The 13,246-nt window shown below is 45.6% G+C and carries 10 protein-coding genes; all 10 read left to right on the top strand.

All coding sequences use genetic code 11. From position 1 onward, the window contains the following. Positions 1 to 234 precede the first annotated feature (234 nt). The 10 genes from AC58PQ_RS07485 to AC58PQ_RS07440 all read left to right on the top strand — a co-directional run bounded on the left by AC58PQ_RS07485 (position 235) and on the right by AC58PQ_RS07440 (position 13,185). Complete coding sequence (locus tag AC58PQ_RS07485) at positions 235 to 1,071, top strand: ABC transporter permease (protein WP_497241341.1); 837 nt, start codon at positions 235 to 237, stop codon at positions 1,069 to 1,071. Between the two features lie 20 nt (positions 1,072 to 1,091). Continuing rightward, positions 1,092 to 1,976 (top strand): carbohydrate ABC transporter permease, encoded by an 885-nt coding sequence (locus tag AC58PQ_RS07480; protein ID WP_497241340.1) that lies wholly within the window; start codon positions 1,092 to 1,094, stop codon positions 1,974 to 1,976. A 100-nt stretch (positions 1,977 to 2,076) separates the two neighbouring features. After that, positions 2,077 to 3,627, top strand: coding sequence for an ABC transporter substrate-binding protein (locus AC58PQ_RS07475; RefSeq protein ID WP_497241339.1), 1,551 nt, complete (start codon positions 2,077 to 2,079; stop codon positions 3,625 to 3,627). A 79-nt stretch (positions 3,628 to 3,706) separates the two neighbouring features. After that, complete coding sequence (locus AC58PQ_RS07470; RefSeq protein ID WP_497241338.1) at positions 3,707 to 6,448, top strand: alpha-mannosidase; 2,742 nt, start codon at positions 3,707 to 3,709, stop codon at positions 6,446 to 6,448. Positions 6,449 to 6,509: 61 nt separating this feature from the next. After that, complete coding sequence (locus AC58PQ_RS07465) at positions 6,510 to 7,124, top strand: PH domain-containing protein (protein WP_497241337.1); 615 nt, start codon at positions 6,510 to 6,512, stop codon at positions 7,122 to 7,124. A gap of 178 nt (positions 7,125 to 7,302) precedes the next feature. Next, positions 7,303 to 8,451: a type III polyketide synthase gene (locus AC58PQ_RS07460; protein WP_497241336.1), complete on the top strand. Its 1,149-nt coding sequence runs from the start codon at positions 7,303 to 7,305 to the stop codon at positions 8,449 to 8,451. After that, positions 8,444 to 9,175, top strand: coding sequence for a methyltransferase domain-containing protein (locus AC58PQ_RS07455; RefSeq protein WP_497241636.1), 732 nt, complete (start codon positions 8,444 to 8,446; stop codon positions 9,173 to 9,175). The genes AC58PQ_RS07460 and AC58PQ_RS07455 overlap by 8 nt, the downstream gene beginning before the upstream one ends. Next, a complete protein-coding gene (locus AC58PQ_RS07450; protein ID WP_497241335.1) occupies positions 9,159 to 10,310 on the top strand; it encodes an NAD(P)/FAD-dependent oxidoreductase in 1,152 nt (383 codons plus the stop codon). Before AC58PQ_RS07455 ends, AC58PQ_RS07450 begins: the two co-directional genes overlap by 17 nt. Positions 10,311 to 10,320: 10 nt before the next feature. Next, on the top strand, positions 10,321 to 12,378 hold the full coding sequence (locus AC58PQ_RS07445; RefSeq protein ID WP_497241334.1) for an MMPL family transporter: 2,058 nt from the start codon (positions 10,321 to 10,323) through the stop codon (positions 12,376 to 12,378). 453 nt (positions 12,379 to 12,831) lie between these two features. After that, complete coding sequence (locus AC58PQ_RS07440; RefSeq protein WP_497241333.1) at positions 12,832 to 13,185, top strand: DUF2500 domain-containing protein; 354 nt, start codon at positions 12,832 to 12,834, stop codon at positions 13,183 to 13,185. Positions 13,186 to 13,246 lie beyond the last annotated feature (61 nt).

Raw genomic sequence — 13,246 nt, 5'->3', positions numbered from 1 at the left:
ATGTAATTTAGCGACGTAGAAGTATGCAAATATAAACCATGTATAGTCTTTTAACTTCAACATTTGCTCGAATGCTTATAGACTAACGGTGTAAACAGCCAAGCAACAAGAGGCCGGAGAAAGGTGGAGAGCTAAATTAGAAAAAGAAAATTCATCGCAATTGAATTTCTGATCGATATTTCTAAAAACAAAATGCTATACCTTTTTATGTTGCCTGGGTTGTTGTATTTCCTCTTGTTTGCTTATCTACCTATGGCCGGCATCATTGTAGCTTTTAAAGATTACAAAGTAAATTTGGGTATCTTGGGCAGCAAATGGGTGGGGTTTGATAATTTTAAATTCCTATTCAGCAGCGATAAAGTGCTTCGAGTTACATGGAACACGGTATTTTTGAATGCGATGTTTATCTTTTTTCAACAAGCAATCGCCATTGTCACAGCACTGTTTCTCAATGAAGTCAGTTCCAAGTTGTTTAAAAAGGTGACGCAATCCTTTATCTTTTTGCCATACTTCATCTCATGGATCGTTGTAAGTGTGTTTGCGTACAATTTGTTTGCTTCGGAAGGTGGCCTGCTCAATAGTATTCTGGCGTATCTCCATATTCCCCCAGTAGCTTGGGGTCAGCGCGCGGATTTATGGCCGGGAATTCTCGTATTATTTTCAATTTGGAAATATGCAGGTTTTCTGACTGTGATCTACATTGCCGCGATAACGGGCGTGAACACGGAGTATTTTGAATCCGCAGCATTGGATGGCGCTACGAAATTACAACAAATTCGGTATATTACGCTGCCTGTTATTTCACCGACCATAACGATTATGGTGCTTTTATCAGTCGGGAGGATCTTTTATGGCGATTTCGGCATGATCTATGCGCTCGTAGGTGATAATGCGAGTTTGTATGCCACCACAGATGTCATTGATACGTTCGTTTATCGATCGTTACGAACTATTGGAGATGCAGGCATGTCATCAGCGGCGGGGCTTTATCAGTCCATGGTAGGATTTATCCTGGTGCTAGGATTCAATGCGCTTGTCAAAAAGTACAGAAGCGAAGGCTCATTATTCTAACTACATTTAGGAGATTGTGCATGAAAAATAACTATGTGCAGGATAAAATTGTGACGTATTCCGCTTATACGTTTCTATCATTGCTTGCCTTGGTCTGCGTCATTCCTTTCTTCATCATGTTCTCAGGATCCATTACGGATGAGAAATATTTACAGCTGCATGGTTACAGCATTCTTCCTCATGTATTTTCCTTAAAGGCATACGCATACATTTTCTCGGGACATTCATCGATAGGGAAGGCGTATTGGGTGACTATTTTTGTAACCTTATTTGGTACCGCTTTCAGTATGATCATAACGGGATTACTTGCGTATTCACTGTCCAGAAAAGAATTGAAATTTCGTAACAGCTTATCATTCATAGTCTTCTTTACGATTCTTTTTAATGGGGGGCTAGTGCCATGGTATATCGTGACGACGAAATATTTACATCTTGGCGACTCGATTTGGGGACTCATTCTGCCCTACACAGTGAACGCTTGGAACATGTTTCTGCTGAGGAACTTTTTCCGGGCGATTGACGATGCGATGTTGGAATCAGCACGAATAGACGGTGCTAATGAAGTCAACATTTTGTTCAGAATCGTGTTCCCGCTAGCCCTGCCTGGCGTTATGACAGTCGGATTGTTCTATGCGCTGCAATATTGGAATGATTGGTGGCTTCCGCTCTTGTTGATCAATGATCAAAAGCTGTATCCGATGCAATATTTGCTTCGCATGGTCTTATCTAGTATGCAGTACATCTCCTCAGGCGGTGCTGGAAGTGCCTATGCAGCTTCAGCTGTACCCGCAGAATCGATCAAAATGGCCATTACGATTGTGACCATCGGGCCGATCATCTTTGTTTACCCCTTTGTGCAAAAATATTTTATTAAGGGCTTAACGGTTGGAGGCGTAAAAGGTTAGAACGTTAGAACGTTAGCTCGGAGATGCGATATATGCGGTTAATGACCGTTTATATATAAAGATTTCACCCCGATACAATAAAAAATGGGAGGTTCTAACCATGTCAGGACAAAAGATGAAAGGTTCCAAGATATTGGTATCCACGATGATGATTACAACGATGGCCACACTTGCAGCCTGTTCTTCCAATTCGACTGAATCCACTCCTGCACCAGCTACACCTGCCGCCAGCACGGTTGCAAAGGCGACAGATCAGCCTGCAGCAACAGCAAAGCCGCTTGATCAAGTTACGTTAAACATTGTATTTCCGGGAGATCCGCAGCCTGATCAAGCGACTGTCAACGCTGCGATTGAGAAAGCTGTCAAAGAGGAGCTTAATGTTAAACTCAATTATACGTACGTGCCATGGGGCGATTATGCAACGAAAGTCAAAGTGATGACTTCGACGGGTGAAAATGTAGATATTCTCTGGACGCATCCAGAGCTCCTGGCTCAACTGATCAGCTCCAATTCCGTCGCAGCCCTTGATGATGCGATCGCGAAGGTAGGTAAAGATTTAAAAGCGAATATTCCAGATTACTACTGGCCTGTCGTTCAAGTGAAGGGTAAAACCTACGGTGTGCCAGCAGCTCAGATCGGCACAGCAGCCGGCTATGCGACATTCACGGTTAGAAAAGATTTAAGAGAGAAATACGGATTGCCGGAAATCAAATCCTTGGATGATTTGTTAGCCTTCTACGCAGCAGTGAAGAAAAACAATCCTGAAATCATACCATTGAGCCAAGGCAACACTTCCTTCGACTTAAACTTCAAAGAAGAATTTGTTCGCGGATTGCCAAGCGGTGTTGGGATCGATATGAACACGATGAAGGCCGAGAATATGCTGGATACGCCTGCGTACAAAAAAGGACTGGACTTCCATAGGGAACTGTTCAACAAAGGGTATATTTCGAAGGATGTCTTATCGATCAAGGATTTCCGGGCAGCTTTTGCCGCAGGTAAAGCCGCTTCCGTAATAGGCGATCTGCCGGAGTACAATATCAATGCGAGGACGGTATCCGCTATTCCAGGTGCGCAAGTCGAATTCGTTCGAATTCAAATCACGCCTAAGGTTTTCCAAGAGGTAACCACCTGGAACTACCAAAGTATAGCGGCCGGAAGCAAGAATATTGAGAGAGCGGTTGCGTTCCTCAACTGGTTCCAAAAGAATCAGCAAAACTATGACCTCTTAACTTTAGGTGTTGAGGGCAAGCATTATGTCATCCAAAACGGTGCAGTGAACTTCCCAGCGGGCGTTGATCCTGCTAAACCTCCATACTTGCCATTTGAATGGATCTGGCAAAATCCGAAATTTATGAAGTCCAAAGGCACAGATGTGAAAGGGTTCTTCGAAGCCTATAAAGACTATGACAAGGATGTTACATTGAGATTCCCTGCGATGGGCTTCCTCTTCGATACGAGTCCGATTAAAACCGAGGTAGCTTCACTTGATAGCGTAAATGCTGAATTTGGAACGGTCTTAAAAAGCGGTACTGCCGATGTGGATAAAGTATTGCCGCAATTCAAAGAGAAAATGAAACAGGCCGGCATCGATAAAGCGATTGCTGAAGTTCAGAAACAGCTGGATGCGTTTATGGCAAGTAAAAAATAGGCATGCAACGATAAAGAATCAGGCGGGCAATCTGTAAGGGGATTGTCCGTCTGATCTTGTATAAAGGAGATCGGACAATATGCCTCAAAAAATAGAAAAGGTCTACGTGATTTCTCATACCCATTGGGATCGCGAATGGTATCAGGACTTTCAGGGCTACCGCACAAGGCTTGTTTATTTGATTGACGAGCTTATTGAGAAGCTGGAGCAAGATCCGGCATATCGCCATTTTATGATGGACGGTCAGACCATTGTCTTGGACGATTATTTAGACATAAGACCAGAGAATCGAGAGAGGCTTGTGAAGCTTATCCAAGCGGGGAGAATCAGCATCGGTCCATGGTATGTCATGCCTGATGAATTTCTAGTCAGCGGGGAGGCTTTAATACGAAATCTTCAAATCGGACACCGTCGATCGCGCTCTTTCGGTGTTGAGCCGATGAAATCCGGGTATATCACCGATCTATTTGGTCATAACAGCCAGTTTCCACAAATCTTGCAAGGCTACGGCATTGATAATGCCGTATTGTTTCGTGGATTTTACGGAGATGCAGACGCATCGGAGATTTGGTGGGAAGCTGCTGACGGCAGCCGGGTATTGGGGCTTAAACTGGATGAGGATCGCTCCTATGGTGACTTTTACTTTTTTATCCGATGGCCGTTTGCAGATCGGGAATTTCAGTATGATCGCGAGGAGTTGATCACGCGGGCAAAGGGGATGCTGGATTACAAATCCAAACGAGCTACAACCTCTATTATTGCTGGGTTTGACGGAGTTGATCATATTGAGATCGAACCTCATTTGCCATGGATACTGGAAACGTTGAATGATGCTGACATAGATGCCAAATTTACACATTGTTCTTTAGAAGATTATGTCAGAGATTTGCGTGAAAAAATAGGTGAGCTGGACACGTATAAAGGCGAGCAAAGATCACCTGGGTATAACGGCGTAAATAATTGGGTGCTCGCGAATGTGCTTTCTTCTCGGATTCATTTGAAAATGAATAATCAGGCTTGTGAAGTGCTCCTTGAGAAATGGGCCGAGCCGTGGGGCGTATTCACGTCGCTGCAAGGGCGGGTATATCCCAAGAGCTTCTTAGCGAAGTCTTGGGAGTATTTGATTCAGAATCATCCTCACGATTCCATCTGCGGCTGTTCGATCGATCAAGTCCATCGCGATATGATGTATCGCTTTGATCAGAGCAGACTCCTTGCTGAAGGCATGGTTAGAGAGCAACTCCTATTTATTTCCAATCATCACGGGTTATCCGATGTCGATGGAGATCAAGTCATCACGGTATTTAACGCTTCTCAAACCGACATAAATGGCGTTATTGAAGTTGAGTTCGCCATGCCTGCCATGTCAGACGCCGTTACGACGATGTTTCACTTAGGCGGCACTTCATTCCGTCTATATGATCATGAAGGAAAAGAGATTCCCTATCAGCTGCTGGAGCTGCGCAAAAATAGTACTCGCATGTGGAGGCCGTATCGGGATATTCCTTATTCGGAGAATGTGGATCGGTGCCGCATAGCCTTCCAGGCCCACGTTCCGTCTTATGGATATGCCGTTTACGTTACTAAAAAGAAGCCGTTAACCGCCCCTGCTCCTGGTGAATACCATGCTCCTACCTTAACGGCACCCGTACGTTTACTCGGTTCCATGGGAAGGACCGCCAATACGTGGGAAAATGGGCGATTGCGAGTGACAGTCCGTCCGAATGGCACCATTGATGTAACGGATGTACAAACGGGGCGGTGCTATACTGGCTTGCTGCTCCTTGAGGATGAAGCGGATATCGGAGAAGGATGGAATCATGTGAGCCCGGTAACGAACGAAGTCTTTACATCCTACGGTTCGAGCGCACAAATATCGGTTGTCTATGACGGACCGCTGCAGACACGTATTCGAATTCACACTTCGATGAGCATCCCATATGCCATTCATCCGCAAGAAACGAGAAGAAGTGAAGAGGTAGTCGCGATCGAAGTCACGACCTTTTTGGAATTACGGAAGAATGATCCGATCCTACGATGCCGAACTGTGGTTAACAATCGAGCACGCGATCACCGACTACGGCTTTTGTTTCCTTCGGGGCTGCAAACCGAGCATTTTCACACCAATACGCCGTTTGATTATGTGAAAAGAAACATTAAACCGCCTGACTATTCGGGCTATATGGAAAAGGCAAGAGACGTGGTCCCGCATCAAGGTATCCTTGCCATCGATGATGGCAAATGTGGTTTAGCTATCTACAGCAAAGGTTTATATGAAGCAGCAGTACGCAATGATGAACCGAAAACCGTAGCTCTGACGTTATTTCGCAGCACAGGCAAAGAGGTCCTCTCGGATGGCGGTGATGGTGGTCAGCTTCTCACAGAGCTTGAGTTTCATTACGCGATCAGCCCTTTTACGGTTAACGAGTCTCATACAAGCCGCATTTGGCATGATCATCAGCAGTATATGGCGGGAATCCGTTCAGTGGACAGACAACTAGGAAAAGTTGTTTATGAATCATTGCAGCGGCGCGAAGCTGATTTATCACTTAGCCATTCATATCTTCAAGTGCGTCCTGCTGAGCTTATCGTCAGCGCCATCAAGGCGTCCGAAGATCAGAACGATAGCTATGTGATTCGTCTCTTCAACATCTCGGACGAATATGTAGAAGGATCAGTCATGTTTGATCGAAAAGTGGTATGCGCGCATTACGTTAATTTGGATGAAAAATGGCAAAGTGAGGCGCCTTTCACAGAGGATGTCATCTCCGTTGCAGCGAAGCCGAAACAAATGATTAGCATCCAGATTTCATTCCAATAAAGACTAAATTCTACCAATATCGTATAATAGGGGGGATCTACATAAGGAGAGGATGATTTCGGTGTTTAAAAAGTTTGCTGCAGATGCCTTAGGTTTAAGCGATATCGGTAAAGTGATTAGTCCAGCTGATTTCGACAAGGTCGATTCAGATGATTATGTTATGCATGAGGATGGCGAGAAGATTTTCTTCATCATCAAGTCCAAGAAGGACGAATACTGCTTTACCAACCTTGCCCTGATCCATCTTGATGGTGATAGTGCGATTAGCAGCAAGCGTGTGCTGAAACGGTACAGCTACCATACAAATGCCATTTCTGAAGTGTATATGGAAACAGCTGGAACCATTGATCTTGACGTTGAGATCAAGTTCATTATTGGTCGCTCTAACTTCTCAATCGATGTGGATAAGAAGCAAATTGAGCAGATCAAAGACTTATACAAGGCCTTAATTAAGATATCTGAAACAGTAGCGCATAATGATGAGCTATTTGAATACGCCAAGCAAAGCGTAGTTATTGCGAAGGAAGCTACTGGTCGTATCTCAACCCAGACGACTTCCCCTGTAACGCAATTCGATGCCATCAACGAGTCAACTTACAATTGGTTGAAGGGTAAGCATACGGAGTTAAAGGTTAAGGATTTTGGATTTATTTTTGAGCGTTACATTAACAACTAACAATCTGGAAGTTAACAAGAGATGATTCCTGTCGTGCACATTGCACAGGGGTCATCTTTTTTTTATACCAATATATAGAAGGTTTTCTCATAATGGCCACATTCCTTGAATAGATATGTGTAAAGTGATGTGCATGTCCAACCAAGAAATATAGGAGCGAAGGGGTTGCGTAGTCGAAATGAAACAAGAAGATGAGATCATTGCAATTCTTGGAATAGGCACAGCTGTGCCTGAATTCCGTTTAGATCAAGCAGATACGTCTGGGCGATTAACGGAAGCCTTACGTGATACGCCGAACTCTGCGCGTTGGGCTAAGAAAATTTTCAAGCAATGCGGTGTAGAAACCAGATACACCTGCGAACCGAACCTGCTGGAAACAGCTGATAATTGTCGTTATTTTTCACAAACGAATCAACATGCGCCATCGACTTCCGATCGAATGGCTACGTATAAGCGCGAGTCTGTGCCATTAGCTTTGTATGCGGCCGAGAAAGCCCTGAACGATGCTAAAGTTGACGTGTCTGATATTACGCATCTGATCACCGTAAGCTGTACAGGACAGTTCCTTCCAGGACTAGATGCCGCATTGACGCATCAATTGGGACTAGCCGCCAATGTCAATCGAATCCCATTCAATTTCCTCGGCTGCGCTGCTGGATTGAAGGCGGTTTGTTTGTCCCGCCAAATCGTCTCTAGCAATAGGGCAGCCCAAATATTAGTCGTCTGTGTTGAGTTATGTACCCTTCACATTCAGCCTTCAAGTGATCGTGAGGCTTTATTTGGTGCCTCCTTTTTCGGAGATGGTGCCTCAGCCTGTGTGGTCGGTGTCGCGAATGATAACCATCATCACATTTTCCAATTAGGTAACGATCATTCGATTCTTTTACAAGATTGTGCGGATGAAATGAAATGGGATGTAGGGAATCACGGCTTTGATCTGTATCTTTCTCCGAACATTCCTAAATTGATAGGCACCTGGATTCCAGAACAAATCGAGCATTTGCTTGATGGTGGTCCTAGGCCGGAGCTATGGGCGATTCATCCTGGGGGGAAAGGGATTATCGATACGTTGGAGGAGGTTTACGGACTAACTTCTGAAGAAACCCGGCCGAGCCGCACGGTATTGCGTAATTATGGCAATATGTCCTCGGCAACGATTCTTTTCGTATTAGATGAAACCAGGCAGCAACTGGCGAATCGCGGAGCTGGACCGACAAGCGGGATCTCCCTTGCATTCGGACCAGGACTTACGTGTGAGATGATTCAAATCACCTATTTAGGTGTTGCTTCCATGCATGAAAAGAAGTTAGATGAATCCTATGTTTAAGGGGCTCAAACAACGGGCTGTGCAGCATGAACTGATGGATGATTTCTCGTCAGGAGGCCCCGAGCTTCGGCAAGCCTTGCAGCATTTGCGCTTACTTAATCGCATTTTTGGCGCTGCAGGGCCCACATTATTTGGTTTTAAGCGCTTATGGTTGCAAGCAGGCAAACCCAAGACCTTAACGATTCTGGATATTGGATCTGGTACCGGAGATATCAATCGTCAGCTTTTACGCTGGGCAGATGCGAATGGCATAGAGCTTAGCATTACGCTAGTTGATATTACCGAGGAAGCTTGTGAAGAGGCGAGAGAGTTCTTTCGTGCTGAGCCACGCGTGCGTGTGATGAGGAGCAGTTTATTTCAGCTTCCGGAAAATGGGGTCGATATCACGACTGGCACACAATTTGTGCATCATTTTACAAACACGGAACTTCCTCAGGTTGTGAGGTGCATGCTGAAGGCATCCCGATTAGGTGTCGTTATTAATGATATCCATCGGCATTGGATCGCTTGGGCTGCTGTGTGGGTAACGGCTCGAATCATCTCCAAGAACCGCTATATTTTGAATGACGGCCCCTTATCCGTAGCGAAAGGCTTTCGTGCTGGGGATTGGACTACCCTGCGATCATCATTGGGTATCTCAGATATGTTGGTTTCTTGGAGACCTCTGTTCAGGTATGCTGTCGTGATTAGGAAAGGGAGCAGACGTGATGACTCACATCTATGATGTTGCCGTTATCGGTGCAGGTATAGCGGGAAGTGTGATGGCCAAGTCCTTAGCTGATCATGGTTGGGACACGGTGTTGATCGATCGAAAAGCATTCCCAAGGCATAAGGTATGCGGGGAATTTCTGTCTCCTGAATCTCTCGCGATGTTTAGAAAGCTAGGTCTGCGCGAAGCAGTGATATCCCTTAAGCCAAGTGCCATCCATCGCACACGCTTGATCCTTTCTCGGGGAAAACCCTTGGAGATTACGCTCCCAGGAACAGCTTATGGCGTTAGCCGATACCAACTTGACTCCGCGCTGCATCATGCGGTTGTGCGTGCAGGCGTGGAGGTGGAGACAGAAACAACGGTGACTTCCGTGAAGCCCTGTGATCAAGGATATCTCATTGAAACTAAGCAGCATGGGGTTGTTCACGAATACGAAGTACGAGCAGTGATTGCTGCTTGGGGAGCAACGGGTCTCCCCGGTCTTCAAAGTCAACATCCGCGTGCTGCTAAATCCGTCAAAGGGGCGCATCTAGGTGTGAAATCCCATTATAGAGGGATAGAGATGGATGGCGTTGTCGAGCTCTATTTCTTCGAAGGCGGCTATCTAGGTTTATCACCGATTGAAGATGGGTTCGTGAATGTGGCAGCTTTGCTGGAGCGAGAAGCCTTCCAGCACACAGAGAAATCTATTCTTGGGTTGATCGAAGCGGCTAGCCATAGAAACCCGAAGCTTGCCGAGAGGCTGTCTGCTGCGCATCCCGTTATTGGCACGCAAGCGGCTGTTGCACCCGTAAAGTTAACCCGTAAGCCCCTTACGTGGGACATGTTTCCACGCCTTGGAGATGCGGCTATGATGTTACCGCCGCTCTGCGGTGACGGAATGTCGATGGCGCTGCGCTCCGCAGGGTTATGCGCGCCACTCGCATCCCGTTATCTAAAGGGTGAAATCACCCTAGCTGATTGGGAGCGGGACTATACGAAGGCCATTCACCGGGAATTCAATGGTCCCTTGAAGTGGGGACATCTGTTGCAGGGGATGTTGGCCATCCCGTATCTGCCGCATATCATGCTTGCTGCAGCTAAGTTCACGCCTGGATTAGCCGATAAATTTGTTCAAGCGACTAGGCTCAAAGAAACCGAGTTTTAAGGAGAGGGTCATGACCTTGCATAAACTTGCCATGATATCCCTTCGTTATCCCAAAACCATCCTCCTATTCTGGGTCTTGTTCTTCCTCTATTTTGGATTTTACGCCCCTAAGCTGCCTACCGTTCTGAAGGATCATGGGTTGATTTCGGACGGCGCTTTCGCCAAGGTTGAACAAACTTTAGCCTCTGATTTTCACATACCAGCGAACCCCGTCATTCTTGTATTTGAGAATAAAAAAAAGTTGGATCCCCAGCAATTTGAGCGGTACATTCAGCAAACTTTGTTAACATTGCGCGGCATGCAAGGGTTGAGTGAAATCGTATCTCCGCTCGAGAGAGAGGGGATGATGCAAGGGGATTTCGCGTATGCGCTGCTTGGATTCCAGCAAAGTCCACACGAAATGAAACCAGTCTTGAGTGAGCTTCGAACACGTTTACCCAAGCATAAAGATATGAACGTGCAATTGACAGGAAAGTCTGTTGTGCAAGAAGACGTGAATCGAGCAAGTCAGCATGATTTGAGAAATGCGGAAAGCTTAGGCCTTCCAGCGGCCTTTCTGATCCTTTGGCTGGCTTTTGGCGGCATGACCTCCGCTCTGATTCCTATTATTGTTGGTGTTATCGGTGTTACAAGCTCCATGGGCATTATCTATTGGATGGGAACTAGAATGGATTTATCTAACTTCGTATTGAATGTTATTCCGATGGTGGGACTGGCCCTCAGCATTGATTTTGCTCTGATGATGGTTAGTCGTTTTCGCGAGGAGATCCATGCGCGCCCAGCGGGACATGCCATCCTGACAACGATGACAACAGCGGGAAGAGCCGTTTTATTCTCGGCGCTTAGTGTTTTCTTAGGCCTCATGGGAATATTATTCATACCGCTTCCTATATTTTCGACCATTGCTTTAGGTGCAATGACGGTTGTATCCGTTTCCGTTTTACTTACGTTAACATTAGTGCCAGCGCTGCTGACCCTGTGGTGGCCTGTCATTCGAGCCGAAACTAAACCGCTTTATACAAACAATACAAAAAGTACAAATAATTTCTGGTTTGCCATGTCACGCTTCGTGATGCGCAGACCTGTCCAAATGAGCCTGCTCGCTGCCTGTATCCTCATCTGTTGTTTCTTGCCGCTAACGAAGATGCATGTGGCGATTCCAAACGCAACGTCATTACCGGAGGGCTATGCTTCCCGTGCAGCTTTCGAGGCTTATCAAACTCACTTCGGTACTCGAACGAGTTCGGATGTCTATCTAATTACCAGTGGGAAAACCACATCTTTTACTAAAAATGATAGGAAGAACGCCTCGTCGCTAATACAAAAATTAGAGAACGATCCGCTCGTTGAAAAGGTCGATTCGGTTTTTTCGAGCATGCATATGCTCATTCAAGTTCGATTAAAGGGTGAACCCACGTCGCATCAAGTGATGGACTGGCTGAGAAGCAAGGAACAAGAGGGGGCTTCAGGACCACTACCATTCCATCTGGGTGGCGAAGCGAAGTATCAGCAGGAGATTTTCGATGACATTTTTGACAATTTACAATATGTGCTTCTGTTTATTCTCATTTCTAATTATGTGGTCTTATTTATCGCATTCCGTTCCATTCTCATCCCATTAAAAACAATTCTTATGAACCTATTAAGCTTAGGTGCTTCTTTCGGAATTCTAGCGTGGCTATTTGAGGAGGGGCATTTCGGCTTGGAACCAAGCAGGGTCGCTATCATGATTCCCGTGTTTATCTTTGGATTGGCGTTCGGGATCTCGATGGATTATGGCGTTTTCTTAGTATCGCGTATTCATGAGGAGTACCAACGTACACAAGATAATTATCGCTCTGTGCTTGTTGGTTTGGCGTCCATAAGTAAGATTATCAATTCCGCTGCAGCTATCATGATTGCGGTTACATTGCCGTTTGCATTCGGAGACGTGGTTGGTGTAAAACAGCTAGGCATTGGGATTGCAGCTGCGATTTTTATCGATGCCACGGTGATCAGGTTGGTGCTTGTACCAGCTTTAATGGTCATCCTTGGTAAGTGGAACTGGTGGGGGCCCCGAACGAAGTAGATTCATGTAAAAAGTGTCAAAAGAAATAAACCATTAGACTGGTGAGCAGGCACTCAACTGACGGGCAGATTAGCTTGGTGATTGACATGCTAATTATGGTATAATATTCCATAAGCATTAAGTTGAGAGGGGATATGGAATGAGCACAATTAATATCCACGAGACCCAGCCTGAGAATGAAAGATTATATAACAACGATAATTTTGTTGATGAGGACCTTCGTTCTATTCAAAATATTGAGGGTGGAGGACCAATTTAAAAAATTGATTTAAATACAATGCCTCGTCCTCTAAAGGTATTGGGATACTTCTTCTTCTCTATCTTAGTGTTATTTGGTGCGACAACAGGTTTAATCAGTTTTTTACGTTAAATACGACTACCAACATTCTTTAGGGTGTGGACATCGTAGGTACAGAACATAAAGAATTTGACAGTAAGAGGAGCGCTGCTATTATGCCGATGGGGTTTGATGGACCGCCGTTTATTTTTAAAGCGATGTTTGTGTTGATTCCGTCACTGATACTTGGAATGATCGTCTTTGCCGTGATAAGCGGGATCAATACCTGGGCGCGAAATAATGCGTCTCCAGTGCTGAGAAGGGATGCGACAGTTGTCACGAAACGAACGAAAGTGTGGGGCGGATCCGAAGATTCAAGCGCGAGTACTTCTTACTTTGTGACATTCGAGTTCGACGACCGTTCGCGCCTGGAGATGCAGCTGAGCGGCTCGGAGTACGGTCTGATCGCAGAAGGAGACAGGGGAAAGCTGACGAATCAGGGGACGCGGTTTAACACTTTTCAGCGGTGAAGACCTTTTGACAATTAGATCATGTCCGAAGTAGTGATGACATAAACGAAAACGCGAAGCT

The organism is Paenibacillus sp. J22P143 (assembly GCF_059692035.1).
The sequence above is the reverse complement of the archived record's forward strand: the minus strand, read 5'-3'. Positions and strand labels throughout refer to the sequence as shown.